This is a genomic window from Neobacillus sp. NPDC093182, from assembly GCF_044754045.1.
This window is the reverse complement of the sequence record NZ_JBIVOI010000008.1, coordinates 162,219-181,179: the sequence shown is the minus strand read 5'-3', so window position 1 is coordinate 181,179 and position 18,961 is coordinate 162,219. Positions and strand designations below refer to the sequence as shown.

Here is an 18,961-nt window from a genome sequence, read left to right as displayed (position 1 = left end):
TAAGTTCTTTGTATTTGCTTTATAATTGCATTTTAGTAAATAATGAAAGAGAACAATACCGATAGTTTCATCGATATGTCGTGTATACAACACATTGAACAAATTGTCGCAAAAAGTAGAGGTGACACCAAAATGACTCAATCAAAGACGGATCCGCGCGTTCTGCGTACTCGGAGATTAATTATGGATTCTTTCATTGAACTTTCTGCTAAAAAAGAATTTAAGGATATTACGATAAAGGATATAACAACAGAGGCAATGATTAATCGTGCGACTTTTTATTATCATTTTGAAGATATCTATGATTTATTAGAGAAGGCATTATCAGAGGTTTTGTTAGTGAATTTAAATGAAGATGTCTACAAGTCTGACAAATTAAATGAAGAAGCGTTCATTCGTATTTTCACAGCCATCACAAATTTTCAAAAGTCATTATCCAATCGTTGTCACAGAGGATACGAAGATACCATTGCCCGAATCATTAGGGAACAGCTCGAAAATATTTTTTACAAAATGTTAATAAAACAAAAGACAACGGAAGATAAGGAAGCACCAAAAATTAATGCTGTCATCTTAAGCTGGGGGATTTACGGAGCTTCTGTAGAATGGAAACGAACTGGTATGACCATACCGCCTGAAGAATTTATTAAATTGGCCATTCCTTATTTACTGTCGGGGATTGAATTGGAATCTAACAAATTTACAAGTACAGGTGATAGGGAGTGATTCATTTCTTGTCAATGAGTGGTAAATTGTTACGATGGATGGATTTAGGGTTTAACATTATTTTACTGTCGCTTTGATGTAAACAGAAATACATAGTAGGAGGCTATTTTTGTGGAAATAGGATTAAGTACGTTTGTAGAAACAACACCGGATGTTGAGACCGGTAAGGTTATTAGCCATGCACAACGGATACGTGAAGTAGTGGAGGAAATAGTCCTAGCGGATCAGGTTGGGCTGGATGTCTTTGGAGTAGGGGAACACCATCGCGAGGATTATGCAGCTTCATCACCTGCGGTCGTGTTAGCTGCCGCAGCATCACAAACAGAGCGAATTCGGTTAACAAGTGCCGTTACCGTTCTTTCATCTGATGATCCAGTAAGAGTTTTTCAAGACTTTGCGACACTTGACGCCATTTCAAATGGACGTGCCGAGATCATGGCAGGTCGTGGATCCTTCATCGAATCCTTTCCATTGTTTGGATATGATTTAAAGGACTATGATCAGTTATTCGAAGAGAAGCTTGATCTGCTATTAAAAATAACAAAGTCTGAGAAGGTAACCTGGAAAGGTGAACACCGGCCATCCATCAATAATTTGGGTGTATATCCAAGACCAGTTCAGGATCCACTTCCAGTGTGGATTGGAAGCGGCGGTAATCAAGAGTCTGTTATTCGTGCGGGTCTGCTTGGATTGCCACTTGTACTAGCCATCATTGGCGGAAGCCCACAGCATTTTGCACCGCTAGTTCAGCTTTATAAGAAAGCAGCGGAACATGCAGGTCATGATTCTTCAAAGCTGCCAGTTGCATCGCATTCACATGGTTTTGTTGGAGAAAGTACAGAAGAAGCTGCGGCGAAGTTTTTCCCGTCTACCCAGCAGGCGATGAATAAATTAGGACGTGAGCGTGGATGGGGAAGATATGACCAAACGACTTTTGATGCGGCTCGCAGTCTACATGGAGCCTTATATGTAGGAGATCCACAATTCGTGGCTGAAAAAATCATTAACCTGAGAAAAAATGTTGGAGTCACACGGTTTATGCTCCACTGCCCAGTCGGTACCATGCCGCATGAGGATGTAATGAGGTCTATCGAACTATTAGGAAAAGAAGTAGCACCGATTGTTCGTGAAGAAGTAGCTAAGTGGGAAAAGGAAAACGAATCGAAGTAGTAGAAAACAACGATATTTTAGGGATTGTACCCGAAAAAAGGCAAAGAGCAATCGTTGGGCAACAAACACGGGTGGATTGTTACCCGAAATCAGAAAGATACATAATTTCGGTCACAATTCGTGGTGAATTGTGACCCAATATTGGTTAAGAGTAAAGGTTGGGTCACAATCAGGAGTGTTTTGTTACCTAATTTCAGAATGATACCTGGTTTCGGGCACAATCCGAGGTGAATTGTGCCTGAAAAGTTGGAATATTGTAATGTCTCGATAAAAATCATAATTATTTGTGTACCACTCTATTTCTGAGATATTCTTCAAATGTTATCTTTCCTACTTTTTGATGTTCATTTGTATTTTTACCCTCTAAGAAAGACTTATAAAGTTTTCCTGGAAAAGAGAGATTTACTACCTTATTTGATTCATTATTTACCTTTATTTTCAGTTCTGCCATTTCTCTTAATGTTAGTATTTCTGGTCCACCGAAGTCCTCCGTTTTTCCTTTAGGAATCTCTTCACTCATTTGAATTAGATGAGCTGCAAATTCATCAACGTCGACACTTTGAAATTTTATCTCTCCAGGCACAAGGTATCTTTTAAAAAGAGATTTGGATAAGAATAAATTCTCTACAAAACTATGGAACTGAGATGCACGGACGATTGTATGTGGAACAGAACTGTTTTTTAACAATTCTTCTGCTTGATATTTATTCCGGTAATATTTCATTGGAATATCTTCTATGCCAACAATGGATGGATAAATAAAATGTTTGATATCCTGGCTTATATCCAATAACTTCTTGAGGCCAGAAACATCAATTATATCCGAATCTTTCCTTGGACTTGTGGCAGCATGAATAATCACATCTACATCGTTTACAGCTTCTTTTAAACCTTCACCAGTCAATAAATCACTATAGACACACTCAAAATTAAAGTTCTCCAACTTTCTTCTTGATGTTATTTTCACATTATAATCAGTATTTTTCAGTTGTTTTAACAAAGCTAAACCTAACTGCCCCGTAGCTCCAGTAATCAATACTTTCAAGTACATCACTCCAATTACTCATAATGCCATCGTATTCTAATATTCAAAACAGATTGAAAATATTCTGCGTAGCTAGCGCTAACAATATGGAGTTTAATGGTAAAATTAACATAATGAATACTGAGGGGAAGTAGTGATTTTGAAATTTGACGATGATAAATTAAAGTTGATTGGAATTTTTGCCTTAGTAGCTATAGCGATAGGTACGGGATTCATCGCACTTTGGCTAGCCCAAATTGTAGATTTATTAAGTGTCATAGCAAACAAAAATTAATCAAAAATTCTAAAAAACCGGGAAATAATGAATATTCTATTTGTCTGCACTGATAATTTTACTCGAAGTGTGATTGCGGAATTTTGCATGAAGGATTATCTGAAAAAAACAAATAACGCTCGAGTTATAGTGGCATCTGCGGGGATAAGAGCCAATAGCGATATTAGTAGATACTCTAAAATTCATTTTAATATAATGGGTGAAATGGGTATAGACACTTCTGACTTCAAAAGAACACAATTTGATGAAACTTGTTTTGAGAAATTCAATATGATTATTGGGATGGGTGAATTACATAGAGATTATCTTAAACAACAATATAACCGTGATATTTTTCTATTTAACGAACTTTTCAATGGAAAGCAAACACCAGTAAATATTGGTTCTCCCGATAGCGTTGATTTCGCAGAACAAATGAATCAATTGGTAGTGTATGTTAATAATGCCATACCATATTTATTAAGAAATATAGAGGAAGAGGCCGTTGAACAAACGGGTCAGGTATCCACCTCCGAGTTAAATGGAAGGCTTTTATTTTAAAAAAAGGATAGTAAACATAGAGTGTAGAAATAAATATCAGAAATCAATTGGGGAGAGATGGTATTGGTAGATTACTACGGAGAACTATGCACAAAGGTATATGAAAGTGATAAATCGATAGCAGGGGAAAAAGAATTAGAGTTTTATCTATCATTTGTAAAGGATAAAACCATAAAAGTGTTAGAACCCATGTGTGGAAATGGGAGAATGCTTATCCCTTTTATGGAAAAGGGTGTAGACAAAGATGGATTCGATATTTCAGAAGAAATGCTAATGGTATGTAAGCAAAAAGCGGAACAGTTAAACCTGACCCCAACTGTTTTCTGTGAGAAAATAGAAGACTTTAAATCTGATAAAAAATATGACTTGATCTTAATTCCATTTAGTTCGTTTTCTTTACTGCCTGATGAGATAGCAGAACGTGGTCTGGATAACTTGAAAGCAGTGTTAAAGGATGAGGGGAAAATGTTATTAACAACGATAACAAGGTATAACGGGATAGAAGATATACCTGAATGGGTGGAAACAAACCGGAAACAATTCGTCCAAGAGACCATTGTTGAATATAAGAAGGTTTATTTCGATGAGATAGTTTATTATACATGCTGCTGAAGTATGAGTCTTTTCTAAGGGACAAACTTGAAAAAAACGAGATTATGGATTTCCCAATGCGCCTTTACTATCCAGGTGAATTCAACAATCTACTTAAATCAAAAGGTTTTCAAAATATTGTGGTGCATGAGGTAAAGAATGGCTATGGACCAGGAACTTTATTTCGTGTTTTTGAATGCAGCAAATAAGTAATTAGAATAATGGTCATTATTCACATAAAAATTACCGTTAATACATAATTTCCTTACAATCTTCAATTATGATGATTAAATGGATATCAATCTATTAGGGGTTTCTAAGTCCTCTTTAATGGAATGGTAAATAAATAATCGACATTGAGCATGGAGGGGAAGTATGATTAACGAGTACACGAGTTTGTTGCAAAGCTATGAAGGACCTGAACTAATTATGTTGAGAGGGGTTTTGGCAGTGAATCAAGCTTTACTTGTAATTGATGCCCAGCAGGAATTGATTGAGGGAAATGAAAATGATAGCAGTGTTTTTAAAAAAGAGGATCTCTTGAAAAATATTAACTTGGTCATTGAAAAGGCAAAAGAAGCAGAAGTATTAGTGGTTTTTGTAAGGGATAAAGATGTGGCTGGCGGTGAAGGAGAAGGGTTTCAAGTTCATCAAAAAATTAATATTCCTCCTACTTCCATGATTTTTGATAAAAAAGCCACTAATTCATTTTATGGTACAGGTTTGCTAGATTACTTGAGAGATCATGAAATTGAACACCTCGTCATCATGGGTTGTCAAACGGAATACTGTATTGATTCGGCTGTGAGAACCGCGACCATCAATGGGTTTGATGTAACCTTAACAGCAGATGGTCATTCTACAAGAGATTCATCCGTTCTAACTGCAGAACAAATCATAGGTCATCATAATAAAACATTGCATGGGCATTACAATGTCGACAACTTTGCAGTTGTTCGAAAAAGTGAAGAAGATTTGTTTCACCCTATTCATAATAAATACAGATAAAAACGACAGTCCTGTCGTAATATGGTAAAATAGACCAACAAATTGTAATTAGATTTGTTGGTCTATTTTGTTGATAGGGGCATTTTGATAATTAAATTGTATTGAAATCTGGAGGAATAGCTATGAACACTAAGTTAGAAGAAATAGTTTCAAATATTCAAAGGAATGTTGATTTCTCAGGTTCGGTATTTGTTGAAGATAAGGATAAGGTTTTAGTAGATAAAAGCTTTGGTTACGCGAACCGTTCAGATGAATTAGAAAATAATTCTGCTACCCGTTTTGGAATTGCATCTGGTTGTAAACTCTTCACGGCTATAGCGATTTGTCAGCTTGTGCAGGAGGGGATGATCTCTTTTGATTCTACATTGACCGAATGTCTTACTAATAATTTTAAACATTTTCATGAAAAGGTGACTGTCCATCATTTGCTGACACATACTTCAGGAATACCGGATTATTTTGATGAGGATGTAATGGATAACTTTGAGGAGCTTTGGATTAAAAATCCTATGTATCAGATAAGAAAGTTAAAAGATTTCTTACCAATGTTTCAAAATAATCCAATGAAGTCCAAGGTAGGAGAAACATTTCACTATAATAATGCTGGATATATTTTATTAGGATTAATTGTGGAACAGTCAAGTGGACTTGAATTCTCTGATTATGTTCAAAAACACATTTTCAATAAAGCTGAAATGAAGCAGTCTGGATACTTTTCATTTGACTCCCTGCCTCCTAATACTGCATTAGGCTATATTGATAATCCTGATGGAACTTGGAAAACAAACATCTATTCTTTACCTGTAAAAGGTGGGGCCGATGGCGGTGCATTTGTAACAGCTAATGATATGGCTATACTATGGAACGCACTTTTAAATTACCAGCTTTTAAATGAAACTTATACTAATAAGCTCTTAACCATACATACACAAGTCAATGAAACTAGTTTCTATGGTTATGGTATTTGGATAAAGAAGACAACAGATAACAATATCCTAAAATACCATGTAATGGGTTACGATCCTGGTGTGAGCTTTCATTCTGCTTATTATCCTGACTTATCAATAAAGGTTGTTATTTGCTCCAATAAGTCGGATGGAGCATTTGAGATCATGAGTGGTATTGAACATGAATTAACAATAGCAAACACCTTGTAATACACACAATTAGAAGTACTCTTCAAATTACCGCATTCTTCATTTTTAGTAAATAATGAACCTGAAAGACTGTGAAACAATTGCTAATTTTTGTTGCTGCGTTTGGTATTTTTTTAATAGTTAAGAAAAAAATAGGCTTCTTATGCTAATGGGGCGATTCTTCAATAACGAAGGATCGCTTATTCTTATTCAAGTAACCTTCACCATAGTTTAGTACGACCTTCACTATGTTATGCGCTCTTCTTTTACCACCTTTCAATACCAGTTACTAATAAAACTTCCCCTGAATTCTGTGAGTGCAAATTATTGCGAGCTCCCTAATGGAGAGGATTAGGCAAACATTTAAGAGGAATAGGATATCAGTTGCTTGTTTATTTGTGAGACAATAAACAGAATTAGCGAATCCACCTAAAGTATGGAATTTACCATGACTATAAAGGAATCCAACTGGGAGGAAGGAAACAGTATGAAACGTTTAATATTTCATTCCCTTGCATTGATGATCCTAATTCTTACGGCTTGTAACAGTAATAACGACACAAATGGAGTTTCACAACAGGAGTCATCTGATGAAAGTTCCGAGCAGGCGTCCTCTGGGACTGGCACTAGCCTAGTCAAGTTCCCTGAAAACTACGAAAAGGGTGTACTCTACACAACTGTGACTCGTGGAAATACTTACGAAGAGCTTTACACGAGTCGTGAAGCAATCGAAGCTGTCCAAAACGGAGAGCCAATCCCCAGCGGCACTGTTATTACACTTGAAATCTATGAGGATGAAGAACTTGATCGAATCTTCGTGATGGAAAAGCGGAATGGTTGGGCTGACCAAAACACGTCTGAAATGAGTAACGGCGATTGGAAATACCAGGAGTTTACAGAAGACGGGTCGGTCAACGAAGAGGCAGACATCGGTCGCTGCTTTTCCTGCCACGCAAATCAGGAACGGGATGATTACGTTAACACACTAGATGAGATGAAGGATTTTGATTTAGATATTATTACTGGATTTAATGAAGGAAATACTGAATCCCAAATCGCGGGTATTCCGATTGATGAGTGGGAGATAAAAGAGGTTGGCAATAATCTGAATGCTCAGAAGGATGAGTATGAGCTAATAGCAGATATGTCAAAAGAGGAAATGATCCAGAAGGCACTTTTTATGATTCATTTTAATAAGGAGAATAGCTGACTGTCTTTCCTGCTTAACAACAGAAACTAGACTAGGTTGTAAGAAAATAGAAAGAGGAGAACTTTTTGAATCTAATAATGTTAATCAGACTAGTTATTGATTTTTCTATGACTGTTCTCATGTTAGTCGCGATGGCTTACCATATTACTGGGAATGCAATCCATGAACTTATTGGAGTTTCCCTGCTGGTATTGTTTCTTGTCCACAATATTTTAAACCGGAGATGGTATAAGACAATTTTTAAGGGAAAGCACAATGTCCGACGTATCCTAAGCTTAGCGGTCAATCTGCTTTTTCTTGTGTCCATGACTGTGGTGATGGTAAGCTCTGTACCTATATCCCAAGACATATTCCCATTTACTCCAATAAACAATGATATGATTCTGCGACAGATACATGTTCTGACTTCTTACTGGGGCTTTATCTTCATGGCTATACATATAGGATTATCCTGGGGAACGATTCTCAATGCAGCGCGAAAAATGACTGGTATTACAAACCCAAGCATTATCCGCACAATTACGCTGTGTGTCATAGCTGTGTTGATTGTTGCTTATGGTGTCCAGGCATCTTTTGAGAGAGATATAGTTTCCAAGCTTACTATATATAATCCATTTGGTTGGGGCTTTGATGAGTCCACTTCGGAATTTATATTAGATTACTTATCTATAATGGGTATTTATATCGCTGGTTCACATTACGCTCTGAAAATTGTTCAGAAGCAGGGAAAAGATAGAGCTCACTTAAGGTAATTCTGTTATTTACAACAAGGAGCAGTGGTCTAAACCGCTCCTTTTTTCTTCATACGTTTATCCTTTGGTCATAGGATTCTTTCAGGCGTTTTATATCCTCTTTAGGTGGTAAACCAAATAGTCGGGAATATTCACGGCTGAATTGCGATGGACTTTCATAACCTACCCGGAATGCAACATCAGCAGCACCTGCTGCCTCAGTTAGTAACAAATGCCGGGATTCCTGCAGTCTCAGTTGTTTTTAAAACTGTATGGGGCTCATTGCGGTAACCTCTTTAAAAAGTCTATGAAGCGATGAAACACCCATATTCGCAATTTCCGCAAGCTCTTCCACCCGAATAGCCCGATCATAATTATTCATGATATGTTTGATTGCGTCACTGATTTGATAGGCAGAACTTCCTTCTACTGCAATTTGCCCAAGTGCAGCACCGTGCCGCCCTTGTAGAACCCTATAGATGATTTCCTTTTTGATAAGAGGAGCAAGGATCGGGATATCTTCAGAATTGTCAAGTAAGCGAACAAATCTGGCTACTGCGTCCAACAGAGGTAACTCTATCAGGTTGACATACATGCCTCTCTTAGTATTTTCTTCTTTACTCACACCGATTTGAAAATCTCCTAAAACTTCTAAAATTTCATTAGGCGTAAACTCAATTTTAAGAGCCAGATATGGAACCTCGGAAGAAGCCTCCGTTACTTGCCCGATAATTGGCAAGTTAACAGACGTAACAAGGTAATCGGCAGGTCCGTACCTAAAGAGTTCCTGTGATAGCAGGACCTCCTTCATACCCTGAACGACGATGCATAAGGAAGGTTTATGAACACCGTAAAATGGTCCGGCTGCGTCAGAGAAATGAGAGAAAAATAAAGACGGAATAGCAGTCCCATGACCACCATCCTGACCTGTGTGACGCTTAATGAGTTTGGCAAGTTCACCTTGGTATTTAAGGATTTGTTCAGACATAGGAACCTCCTTGTTCTTTTCTTATATCTCAATTGTAATGCACTTTACTATGTAGCGAAAGTATGGTGAGAGGATTAGGCAATGATTTGATAGGAATTGGATATCAGTCGCGTTATGATTTGTTGCATAATAATAAAGTACAATTCCTGGGAAGTAACTACATTGCATAATCGTATGGTAAAAGTAGGGGGAATATAATGGACAAGCGTAAATTAGGGAATAGTGGTCTAGAAGTTTCCGCTATTGGACTCGGTTGTATGGGAATGGATCATGCTTATGGAAAGCCAGCAGATCGTAAAGAAATGATTAAACTAATTCGAAAAGCTGTTGAACTTGGCTGCAATTTCTTTGATACTGCTGTGGTTTATGGAGAATCGAATGAATAATTATTAGGGGAAGCGCTTGCACCAATAAGAGATCAAGTCGTGATTGCTACTAAATTTGGAATTTCTGGCCAAGAAATTGTAAATGATGGTCTTCTAAATATTTTAAATAGTAGACCAGAATCAATTAGAGAACAATTAGAAGGTTCTTTAAAAAGATTAAAAGTCGATTGCATAGATTTATATTACCAACATCGTATTGATCCGAATATAGAACCGGAAACCGTGGCTGAAACGATGCAAGAATTAATGGCTGAAGGAAAAATTAAAGCATGGGGATTATCTAATGCACCAATTGATTACATGAGACGTGCCCATGCTGTATGTCCGATTGCCGCCATTGAAAATCAATATTCAATGATGTGGCGAGAACCTGAAAAAGAACTATTTGATAGTTGTGATGAGTTAGGGATTGCTTTTGTTTCGTACAGTCCATTAGGAAATGGTTTCTTAAGCGGAAAATATACAAATTGTGTTACGGCACAAGGAAGCGAATATGATTTTGTCTCCCGAGGGTTTTTCCCTAAGCTAAAAGTAAATGAAGATCCCGTAACAGGTTCCTTACACTGTAGCTTAATTCCGTTTTGGGCAAATAGACTAGGAAAAAAAGAAATGGTGGCTAGACAATTATCAAGTAGAGGTGGAACGCTTTATTGTAAACATGAGGATACACGAGTAAAGATGGCTGGAAGAGCAGTTTTATATTCAGTAGCCGAATTAAATATTAGGGTTTAAGATAGAAAGTATTAAATATAGCTAATTACCCAAAAGAAAAGGCATATATTTTAATTTTAATAAATGAGGGGTGAAGGCTTGAAGCCTATTCATTATAGTTGGGTTATGTTATTTATTGCATTTTTTTCTATAATAACAGCAGGTATCATACGTTCCTCATCAGGAGTGTTCATAGTCCCTTTTGAAACTGACTTCGGTTGGGAACGCTCCACAATTTCATTTGCATTTGCCATCAGCCTTCTTCTATACGGAATTTCAGGCCCCTTCATGGCTGCTTTAATAGAGACGATAGGCCTAAAGAAAATGATGATTTTAGCAATGGCAACATTATTGGTCGGTATCCTGCTCACCTTTTTTATGGTCAAACCTTGGCAGTTGATTTTGATTTGGGGAATCATTATCGGTTTGGGTTCTGGTTTGTTTTTAACAGTGCTAAGCCCATATATTGCAAATCAATGGTTTGAAAAAAGAAGAGGACTTGCGCTAGGTATTTTAACAGCGAGTACAGCTACAGGACAATTAATTCTCCTCCCTTTGTTAGCAATAATTGTCGAAACCCATTCTTGGAAATGGGCAATGGGCCTAATTCTTATCCTTAGCGTAATGATGTTGGCCATTATACTTTTATTTATGAAAAACTCACCTCGGGAAGTGGGGCTTCTTCCATATGGGCAAGAAGAGGCTTCAGCTATAAATAAGGTAGAACATAAGAAAAATCCTGTAAATATTGCCTTTCAAACTTTATTTGAAGCTATAAAAGTAAAGGAGTTTTGGTTACTAGCAGGGAGCTTTTTTATCTGTGGGCTTTCGACAAGTGGATTGATTGGTACTCATTTTATTTCCTATTGTATAGGCTTTGGTTTTACTGCTGTAACTGCAGCTTCCATGCTCTCATTAATGGGGGTGTTTGATTTAATAGGAACAACTCTTTCTGGTTGGTTATCCGATCGGTTTGATAATCGATGGTTGTTGTTTTGGTATTACGGTTTAAGAGGAGCTTCACTTTTGTTTCTCCCATTTGCGTTTTCTGATGGTTCCTATATTTTTCTAATAATATTCTCTGTGTTTTACGGCTTAGATTGGATTGCAACTGTACCTCCAACAGTTAACATTTCTAGACAAATCTTTGGGATTGAGAAAAGTGTTGTGGTGTACGGATGGATCTTCGCAGCCCATCAATTAGGCTCAGCAGTAGCTGCAGGTGGAGCAGGAATAGTATACAAGATGTTCAACTCCTATTCATGGGCATTTGCTTTAGCAGGAATGTTTTGTTTATTAGCAAGTCTATTTGTGATAGTGATAAAAAAGCAACGTTTTGAAGTAAAGGAAAATGAATCTTATATAGCTAAATAAGGTAAACTAACGAACTTACCTGTAAGATTCTGAAGCTGTTCTTAATGTTTTATCAAAGTAGGGTTGTGAATAGATTAGTTGTTTTTATGATATGTTTAAGGATAGATAGAGAATAAAGTAAATCTAAATATTCTATTATAAGGAAAAGTTTATGAAAACTACTTCATTTGTCAATAAAAGAAAATTAACACCAGACCTAGCACGTGGTTTTATGTTATTGTTTATTGCTTTGGCACATGCAAATCAATTTATATTTTCAACTGAACGAGAGATTACGTTTACCGACCAGTTAACTGTATTTGTTCGGCAAGTTGTCATTGACGGACGTGCCTTCCCTTTATTTGCTATTCTTTTTGGATATGGGCTCCATCAAGTCCTGAAGGGCCAAGAGAAAAAAGGAACCAGTTGGAAGGACACTAAAAAAATTTTGAGACGTAGAGGAGCATGGATGTTAGTGATAGGCTTTTTCCATGCAACTCTTTTTCTTGCGGATATTATCGGAGTCTATGGATTTATCGCTCTCCTGTTTGCAAGTTTATTTCTTCGATTATCCAATCGGAATATGATTATAATAGCTGTGTTTTTTCTTATCTTGGTGGGAGTATTTGCTCCATATATGCCTAGAGGCTTTGATACATTAATTATGGAGGTCACGAATTCGGCAACGATTGCAGACCCTATTGAGGCAGCTATGACTCGAATGTTTGATTGGATGTTTTACACACCTGTCCTGAGTTATCAAGTAATTCCCGGAGTGCTAATAGGTATTTTAGTGGCACGTTTTCAGGTAATAGATAACCCTAAGAACCATAAGAAGTTACTTATCTTTGCTGCTAGTTTTGGACTTTTACTATCGACAGTTGGCGGGATTCCGATGGCCTTAATGTCGTCTTTGTTTTGGACAAGTTATAATGCTGTGTGGGAAGTCACAGCAAAATCACTTCATACACTCACTGGTTATGCAGGTGGAGTTGGATGGACGGCCCTGATTGGATTGCTAGTCATTAAGCTGGAAGGAAAAAGTGGGAGCTTTACAAAAATGATTGCAGCACTTGGACAACGTTCATTGAGTTTTTATCTTATTCAGTCTGTTTTGTTTGTGATCATTTTAGCTCCTTATGCTGGTGGTCTTGGTGGACATATCGGTCAATTGGAGAGTGATTTGATTGCGGTGTTCGTTTGGGTACTTTCGATATTCACTGCTAATGATATGCATGGACGATCGATAAGAGGACCTTTTGAGACCTTCTTAAGAAAGAGATCAGCCATTTAATCAAATTAAAAACGGAGCAAAAGCTGAAGATGTAACGAGTTATCTCCAGCTTTTCTTTGCGCTTATCCATTTTATATAACCAAAAGGAGGCAGAATGATGTCTATAGAGAAAAGGCGAAGAAGAATCATTTTAGATTTAGCCGTTACGTTAGATGGTTTTATTGAAGGGAAAAATGGTGAAGTGGATTGGTGCATAATGGACTCGGACATGGGGTTTATTGATTTCTTACACCAAATTGATACCATTTTATATGGAAGAAAAAGCTATGAGTTATGGGGGGGATATACTCCAGAAACAGAAGTGACGGAAACTGAAAAAGAATTATGGATTTTAGTACATAGTAAACAAAAATATGTGTTTTCCAGAACCCAAAAAGGGACAGATGATAAAGCTATATTTATAAATGATCAGATACTTGAGAAAGTAAATGAATTAAAAAATAAGCCTGGTAAAGACATCTGGTTATATGGCGGATCCAGTCTTATTACAAGTTTTATTAAGTTAGGACTTGTAGATGAATTTAGATTATCTGTTCACCCTGTTGTTTTAGGAGAAGGAAAACCGTTGTTTATGGATATTCGAGAGAGGTTAAATTTGAAATTGGTTAATACAAGATCATTCTCCTCTGGCGTTGTCCAGCTAATCTATCATTTGAATAGGAATTAATGTTAGGATGTATGTTTTAAAATCTTGGGCTGATTAATTCAGCTTTTTTTATACATCAAAATCAAACATATGTTCTGTAATTAAAAGTAACAATAGTAATGGGGGGGATTTGAGTGTATTTCAATCTTGAAGTCCATCTTTGCATCGAAGGAACAGGGGTGTTATCGAAGGGAAGGTTTGCAGCTAGGAAAAAAAGCGAAATTCCAATGGTTTCATATCAGGTTATACGAGACCTAAAGCGAGAGACCGGTTATCGTACAACATTAATCCAAAAGGTTATTGTAAACGGAACAGAGGACATAACCGAGGAGGTTAAGAAAATCGAATGTAAGCCTATTCCTCCTTTAGATAATATCTTTTGGTAAAAGCCTGTCCTTTTAGTCAATGTGCTAATTGTTCTCTTAACGGTGCAGGATCGCTTCTTATGGTAATTAAACTGTACTTACGGTGCAGGTTAGTGTACTGTAAGATAATTTGAAACTTTTCGATAACAATATCGTATATAGAATGAGATAAAGAATAGTTATTTGGGGGAATGGGTTAATGAAGAGGATTTTTTTTAGTTTATTGGTTCTATTTTTTCTTGCAGCGTGTTCAAATGAAGCATCGTTTAAGGATAGAAGGTCTCAGTTACCTGATGATATTATTAGTGCAATCGAACCTTTACCCGATAAAACTAAAGATCAAATTCTTATTCCTTCCAAATTACTTTCAGAAAACTATACAGTGGACTTCGGATACGCAAGTGAACCAGTAAATGACCCAAACGGAAATATTATGCTTAGCTATATAATTTATGCGGATAAAAATAGTGATTGGAATATTACATTCAACACATATCATAATCCCAGTTTTCCAAGTCACGATTCTAAAAATAAAGAAACTGTGAAACTAAAAAATGGAATAGAAGCCACATACAGTGAAACAAAGAACGGTTTACAAAGAACAATTCTATGGAAAGATGACGACATTACACATGAAATATTCTTGATAGAAAACCCAGAAAGAAGTAAACCGAAATATACAAAAGAAGAGTTTTTGGAAGTGGTAAACGCGTTAAAGTAAAACATCGAGCACATGTGATAATCACAGAACATAAGACATATATGAAAAAGCAAAAAAGAAGAAAGTACATAAGCAAGTTCTTCTTTTTTGCTTCAATATTAGTGGAGCTATATTGCAAAATCTATAGTCTACCTTATTTGTTACGTTGGTTTTGAATATAGTTTACAACATCACCGACCGTCTGAAGCGTTGCTGCAACTTTGTCACTAATTTCGATTGCGAATTCATCTTCGATTTCCATCGTCAAATCCACCATATCAAGTGAATCAGCTTCGAAGTCATCTTTAAATGATGCTTCCAGTTTGATATTCTCCATTTTAACACCCAATTGGTCTGCGATAATAGGCTTTAACTTTTCAAATGTGGTCATTGGGACAACCTCCTACGTATTCATACCCTCTATTATAACAATCTATTTCGGAACATAAAACAAAAAACCAAAAACTAGAGTTACTATCATAAAGGTTTTAAAAATCGTTATAGCATAAATACAACTTTTCTGTAGAAAAATACTTCTATTAAATTCTATCTAGGAGTGTACATATGGAACAAAACCTTTATGAAAAAGTTGGAGGAGAAGAAGCGATTGCAAAAGTGGTGGACTATTTTTACTCTGAGTTGGTTCTTAAAGATGAGACCGTTAATCATTTTTTTAAAGAAACGGATATGGAAAAACAACGCAGGCATCAGTCAAAATTTATTAGTTTTGCATTAGGCGGTCCAAATCAGTATACAGGGCAATCAATGGCAAAAGCTCACGAAGGGATGAACCTGCAGCCAGATCATTTTAATGCAATTGAAAGACATCTTCACGACGCACTTGCTCACTTTGGAGTGGATGAGAGAGATATCGATACAGCATTAACAAAAGTGGCATCCTTACGAGATGACATATTGTATAAATAAAGTTCAGTAAATTTATGGAGTTTTGCCTGCAGGAGAAATAAAGAAAAGAACCGAGCAAAATTAAGGAGTCAATACCTTTCCTTCGCCCGGTTCTAATACCTTATTTACTATCTTATTTTGAGTTATTAATGTATTTTTTAAAATTATCTAAAATCGCCTGCCAGCCTGCTTCTTGCATCTCAATAGGATTGCTGTTTTCAGCATCAAAAGTTTCAATTACTTTTGTTTCGTCTCCTTGACGAATAAAAGAGATCGTAACTTTTCGTCCATCTTCTAAGGTATAAGCAATACCCTCATTTAATCTAACATCGTCATAAACCCCGCCAAAATCGAAGCCAAAACTGCCATCTTTAGCTTCCATTCTCGAAAGAAATTTCCCGCCAACTTGTAAATCATTCTCTGCATATGGGGTGTGCCACTCCTCTGAAGCAGTGTTCCATTTCGTGATATGAGTTGGCTCTGTCCAATATTCCCAGACCTTTTCTACGGGTGCTTGGACCGTTGTTTCTACAATTATTTTTTTTGATGTTTCCATTTCATTTACCGCCTCTCATAATACCAATATTTTTTTAAGCGATGGTCTACAAAGAAGTCTGATTATATTGTAATTGATTTTATATATTTACGCTATTTTAAATAGTCCAAGATTACTGATTTTTTGAAAGATTATTTAACTTCCCTTAAGCCCTTCCCGTCAAGAATCTCTTGAATTCCTTCTTCACAAACTCCATATGACCTCCAGGAGCAAGATTTACATACACGTTGAATATCGGAGGGGATGATATACGTTCGAATGAGCAACTCAATGTCCTCCCAATTCACAATTTGTCCTATCTTTAGCCCTAATTTTTCTAAAATTACAGCGTCTCTTTCATAAATATTGTCTTCTTGGCAGTGGTATACTCCTGAATTTGGGTACTTTTCACACAACTGATCAGGACCCTTTACAAGTTGAATTTTTATCTTGGGGTTTTCCCTCAAGGTTTGGTGCAGACGTGTCATATTTTCCACATATTCTGGGGAATAGCCCATTCCCCGATAGCCCAAAAGGCAAAAAAGATGGTGACCTCTCAGCTTAAACATAATTTTCCCCCATTTCAAAAATTTGTTTAAATATATATGTTAACTTAAATAGATAACTAGTTAACTAATCATAATAATCATAACATATCATTACATTCAATAAATATAATTCACATTCTGCAGATCTTAGGCATCCAACGTTCGGATGTCTTTTTAGTTTACAATCTCAAGGACCTTGATAATTGAATATTTTACTATTTATAATTTTCGCAATTTATTATTGAAAGTTTTATTTGTATGGTATATTATTTACCGTATCAATGTTAGGAAATATAACATGAACCGGTGGTGGGGTATACATGAAAAAAATTGAAGCAATTATAAGACCAGAAAGGCTCACTGAGACGATCAAGGGATTGAAGAATATTGGAGTTACAGGTTTTACAGTATCCCAGGTAGTAGGGAGAGGCAAACAGAAAGATACTCAGGGTGTCTATCGTGGAAAAAACTATAAAGTAACTCTTCATCCAAAAGTAAAATTGGAAATTGTTCTTTCGGATTATATGGTGGAACGTACCATAAAGAACATTGTTGATTCAGCCCAAACGGGAGAAGATGGGGATGGAAAAATTTACATTTATCCGATTTTTGAAGCTTATAATATTAGAACTGGAAAAGCAGACTTTGATATTGATGAATTAGTAGATAGGGAGGGCTAACAACATGGAATTAATGTATTTAAATACCGTATGGATTGTGTTGGCAGCCGCAATGGTACTATTTATGGAAGGCGGATTTAGTTTACTGGAAGCGGGTCTAGTTCGCACTAAAAATGCTGTCAATGTAACAATGAAGATATTTGTAGATTTAACGATAGGAGCTTTAGCGTTCTGGATGATTGGATTCGGCATTATGTTTGGGAATGATGCCTTCGGATTCATTGGTACTTCTTTATTTGGCAGTCCAGAAAAGATTGCCCTTTCGATTGAATTGCCTAGTGTAGCCTTTGTGCTATTCCAAATGGGATTTGCAGTAGCTTGTATCTCCATTGTTTCAGGTGCGGTAGCTGAACGTATGAACTTTAAAGCCTATATTTTAACAGCAGTACTAATTTGTATCATCATATATCCACTTTCAGGTCATTGGATTTGGAACAGCGAGGGTTGGTTGGCGAAATTAGGAATGAAGGATTTTGCAGGCTCGGCTGCCATCCATGCTGTTGGAGGTTTTGCTGCTTTTGCTATTGCAAAAATATTGGGAGCAAGAAAAGGAAGATTTAATTCAGATGGAAGTGCGAATGTATTTGCACCTAGTAACATTCCTCTAGCATCAGCTGGTGCGTTTATTTTATGGTTTGGTTGGTTCGCTTTTAATGCTGGCAGTACATTAGATGCTTCCAATACAGCCCTTGCATCTATTGCTATTAATACCATGCTTGCAGGAGCAAGTGGCGGTACTTCTGCCCTGCTTATTACAATGAAAAAGTTTGGAAAAGCAGATCCAAGTATGACGATTAATGGAGTATTATCTGGTCTAGTGGCGGTGACAGCTGGTTGTGCCTTTGTTTCTCAATGGAGTGCAATCATTATTGGTGCAATCAGTGGGTTACTGGTGATATATGCAACACTTTTCGTTGACCATTTAAAAGTTGATGATCCAGTGGGAGCAGTAGCCGTTCACGGCTTCAATGGTGTATTTGGAACCATTGCGGTTGGATTGTTTGATACAACTCAGGGTCTTTTAACAACAGGTGATTTCTCACTTATAAAAGTACAATTATTAGGTGCAGCAGTAGTAGTTGTATGGGGTCTTTTAGGCGGTGCATTCATGGCAAAGGTATGTGAAAAGACCGTTGGTTTACGTGCGAGTGAACGTGAGGAAGAAGAAGGATTGGATATGTCATACCACGGTATTCCCGCTTATAATGAATTAGAACGATTCACAGATTTGCCTGCTAGTTTATATAATTTTGAAGAAACAACAGGAATTACGGTCGCTCCTACTAGGGGAAATGAAATAAGAAGGGAAATTATATAACATGTTATAAATAATGAATGCTGGATACTAATCCTTAAGTATAAGAAAGAAATACCTCTTCATCTTTAAATAGGAACCAAAAACCTAATACTAACAGGTT

20 protein-coding genes and 4 pseudogenes are annotated in these 18,961 nt (G+C 36.6%); 19 read left to right on the top strand and 5 right to left on the bottom strand.

Features of this window, described 5'->3' with window-relative positions; translation table 11 throughout:
* The first annotated feature begins 132 nt into the window (after nt 1-132).
* The gene (locus ACIQAA_RS16160; protein WP_402621425.1) at nt 133-726 is read left to right on the top strand and encodes a TetR/AcrR family transcriptional regulator; all 594 of its coding nucleotides are present in this window, start codon (nt 133-135) and stop codon (nt 724-726) included.
* 111 nt (nt 727-837) lie between these two features.
* On the top strand, nt 838-1,896 hold the full coding sequence (locus ACIQAA_RS16155) for an LLM class flavin-dependent oxidoreductase (RefSeq protein ID WP_402621423.1): 1,059 nt from the start codon (nt 838-840) through the stop codon (nt 1,894-1,896).
* Nucleotides 1,897-2,176: 280 nt separating this feature from the next.
* On the opposite strand, the gene ACIQAA_RS16150 is transcribed toward ACIQAA_RS16155, so the two are convergent.
* Nucleotides 2,177-2,941 carry an SDR family oxidoreductase gene (locus tag ACIQAA_RS16150; protein ID WP_402621421.1) on the bottom strand — a complete coding sequence of 255 codons (765 nt, stop codon included), beginning with the start codon at nt 2,939-2,941 and terminating at the stop codon, nt 2,177-2,179.
* Nucleotides 2,942-3,080: 139 nt separating this feature from the next.
* Between ACIQAA_RS16150 and ACIQAA_RS16145 the strand changes: the two genes are divergently transcribed.
* The 7 genes and pseudogenes from ACIQAA_RS16145 to ACIQAA_RS16115 all read left to right on the top strand — a co-directional run bounded on the left by ACIQAA_RS16145 (nt 3,081) and on the right by ACIQAA_RS16115 (nt 8,452).
* The gene (locus ACIQAA_RS16145; RefSeq protein ID WP_402621420.1) at nt 3,081-3,215 is read left to right on the top strand and encodes a hypothetical protein; all 135 of its coding nucleotides are present in this window, start codon (nt 3,081-3,083) and stop codon (nt 3,213-3,215) included.
* 27 nt (nt 3,216-3,242) lie between these two features.
* A complete protein-coding gene (locus ACIQAA_RS16140) occupies nt 3,243-3,755 on the top strand; it encodes an arsenate reductase/protein-tyrosine-phosphatase family protein (protein WP_402621418.1) in 513 nt (170 codons plus the stop codon).
* Between the two features lie 57 nt (nt 3,756-3,812).
* Nucleotides 3,813-4,555, top strand: a pseudogene (locus tag ACIQAA_RS16135) (class I SAM-dependent methyltransferase).
* Between the two features lie 241 nt (nt 4,556-4,796).
* The gene (locus ACIQAA_RS16130; protein WP_402621594.1) at nt 4,797-5,354 is read left to right on the top strand and encodes a cysteine hydrolase family protein; all 558 of its coding nucleotides are present in this window, start codon (nt 4,797-4,799) and stop codon (nt 5,352-5,354) included.
* 122 nt (nt 5,355-5,476) lie between these two features.
* Nucleotides 5,477-6,511 (top strand): serine hydrolase domain-containing protein, encoded by a 1,035-nt coding sequence (locus tag ACIQAA_RS16125; RefSeq protein ID WP_402621416.1) that lies wholly within the window; start codon nt 5,477-5,479, stop codon nt 6,509-6,511.
* A 466-nt stretch (nt 6,512-6,977) separates the two neighbouring features.
* Complete coding sequence (locus ACIQAA_RS16120) at nt 6,978-7,700, top strand: cytochrome P460 family protein (RefSeq protein WP_402621415.1); 723 nt, start codon at nt 6,978-6,980, stop codon at nt 7,698-7,700.
* A 65-nt stretch (nt 7,701-7,765) separates the two neighbouring features.
* Nucleotides 7,766-8,452: a DUF4405 domain-containing protein gene (locus ACIQAA_RS16115; protein WP_402621413.1), complete on the top strand. Its 687-nt coding sequence runs from the start codon at nt 7,766-7,768 to the stop codon at nt 8,450-8,452.
* A 49-nt stretch (nt 8,453-8,501) separates the two neighbouring features.
* Here the strand turns inward: ACIQAA_RS16115 and ACIQAA_RS16110 are convergent.
* Nucleotides 8,502-9,419 (bottom strand): annotated as a pseudogene (locus tag ACIQAA_RS16110) (AraC family transcriptional regulator).
* Between the two features lie 197 nt (nt 9,420-9,616).
* Here ACIQAA_RS16110 and ACIQAA_RS16105 point away from each other — a divergent pair.
* The 7 genes and pseudogenes from ACIQAA_RS16105 to ACIQAA_RS16075 form a co-directional block, all read left to right on the top strand.
* A pseudogene (locus ACIQAA_RS16105) lies at nt 9,617-10,261 on the top strand (aldo/keto reductase); the annotation flags it as partial.
* Between the two features lie 15 nt (nt 10,262-10,276).
* A pseudogene (locus ACIQAA_RS16100) lies at nt 10,277-10,537 on the top strand (PhzF family phenazine biosynthesis protein); the annotation flags it as partial.
* A gap of 78 nt (nt 10,538-10,615) precedes the next feature.
* The gene (locus tag ACIQAA_RS16095) at nt 10,616-11,890 is read left to right on the top strand and encodes an MFS transporter (protein ID WP_402621411.1); all 1,275 of its coding nucleotides are present in this window, start codon (nt 10,616-10,618) and stop codon (nt 11,888-11,890) included.
* A gap of 151 nt (nt 11,891-12,041) precedes the next feature.
* A complete protein-coding gene (locus ACIQAA_RS16090) occupies nt 12,042-13,163 on the top strand; it encodes a DUF418 domain-containing protein (RefSeq protein ID WP_402621409.1) in 1,122 nt (373 codons plus the stop codon).
* Nucleotides 13,164-13,260: 97 nt separating this feature from the next.
* Complete coding sequence (locus ACIQAA_RS16085; RefSeq protein WP_402621408.1) at nt 13,261-13,830, top strand: dihydrofolate reductase family protein; 570 nt, start codon at nt 13,261-13,263, stop codon at nt 13,828-13,830.
* 113 nt (nt 13,831-13,943) lie between these two features.
* Nucleotides 13,944-14,195: a hypothetical protein gene (locus ACIQAA_RS16080; protein ID WP_402621406.1), complete on the top strand. Its 252-nt coding sequence runs from the start codon at nt 13,944-13,946 to the stop codon at nt 14,193-14,195.
* Nucleotides 14,196-14,373: 178 nt separating this feature from the next.
* The gene (locus ACIQAA_RS16075) at nt 14,374-14,895 is read left to right on the top strand and encodes a hypothetical protein (RefSeq protein WP_402621405.1); all 522 of its coding nucleotides are present in this window, start codon (nt 14,374-14,376) and stop codon (nt 14,893-14,895) included.
* A gap of 133 nt (nt 14,896-15,028) precedes the next feature.
* Here the strand turns inward: ACIQAA_RS16075 and acpP are convergent, their stop codons facing one another.
* Nucleotides 15,029-15,265: an acyl carrier protein gene (acpP, locus tag ACIQAA_RS16070; protein ID WP_402621403.1), complete on the bottom strand. Its 237-nt coding sequence runs from the start codon at nt 15,263-15,265 to the stop codon at nt 15,029-15,031.
* A gap of 173 nt (nt 15,266-15,438) precedes the next feature.
* Between acpP and ACIQAA_RS16065 the strand changes: the two genes are divergently transcribed.
* A complete protein-coding gene (locus ACIQAA_RS16065; RefSeq protein WP_402621401.1) occupies nt 15,439-15,801 on the top strand; it encodes a group I truncated hemoglobin in 363 nt (120 codons plus the stop codon).
* A gap of 112 nt (nt 15,802-15,913) precedes the next feature.
* On the opposite strand, the gene ACIQAA_RS16060 is transcribed toward ACIQAA_RS16065, so the two are convergent.
* Entirely contained in the window at nt 15,914-16,336 is a 423-nt protein-coding gene (locus ACIQAA_RS16060) for an SRPBCC family protein (RefSeq protein WP_402621399.1), read from the bottom strand.
* Between the two features lie 131 nt (nt 16,337-16,467).
* The gene (locus ACIQAA_RS16055; RefSeq protein ID WP_402621398.1) at nt 16,468-16,884 is read right to left on the bottom strand and encodes a DUF1284 domain-containing protein; all 417 of its coding nucleotides are present in this window, start codon (nt 16,882-16,884) and stop codon (nt 16,468-16,470) included.
* A gap of 299 nt (nt 16,885-17,183) precedes the next feature.
* On the opposite strand from ACIQAA_RS16055, the gene ACIQAA_RS16050 reads away from it, so the two are divergent.
* Both ACIQAA_RS16050 and ACIQAA_RS16045 read left to right on the top strand, forming a co-directional pair.
* A complete protein-coding gene (locus ACIQAA_RS16050; protein ID WP_402621396.1) occupies nt 17,184-17,543 on the top strand; it encodes a P-II family nitrogen regulator in 360 nt (119 codons plus the stop codon).
* A gap of 4 nt (nt 17,544-17,547) precedes the next feature.
* On the top strand, nt 17,548-18,861 hold the full coding sequence (locus ACIQAA_RS16045) for an ammonium transporter (RefSeq protein WP_402621394.1): 1,314 nt from the start codon (nt 17,548-17,550) through the stop codon (nt 18,859-18,861).
* Nucleotides 18,862-18,961: the final 100 nt, after the last annotated feature.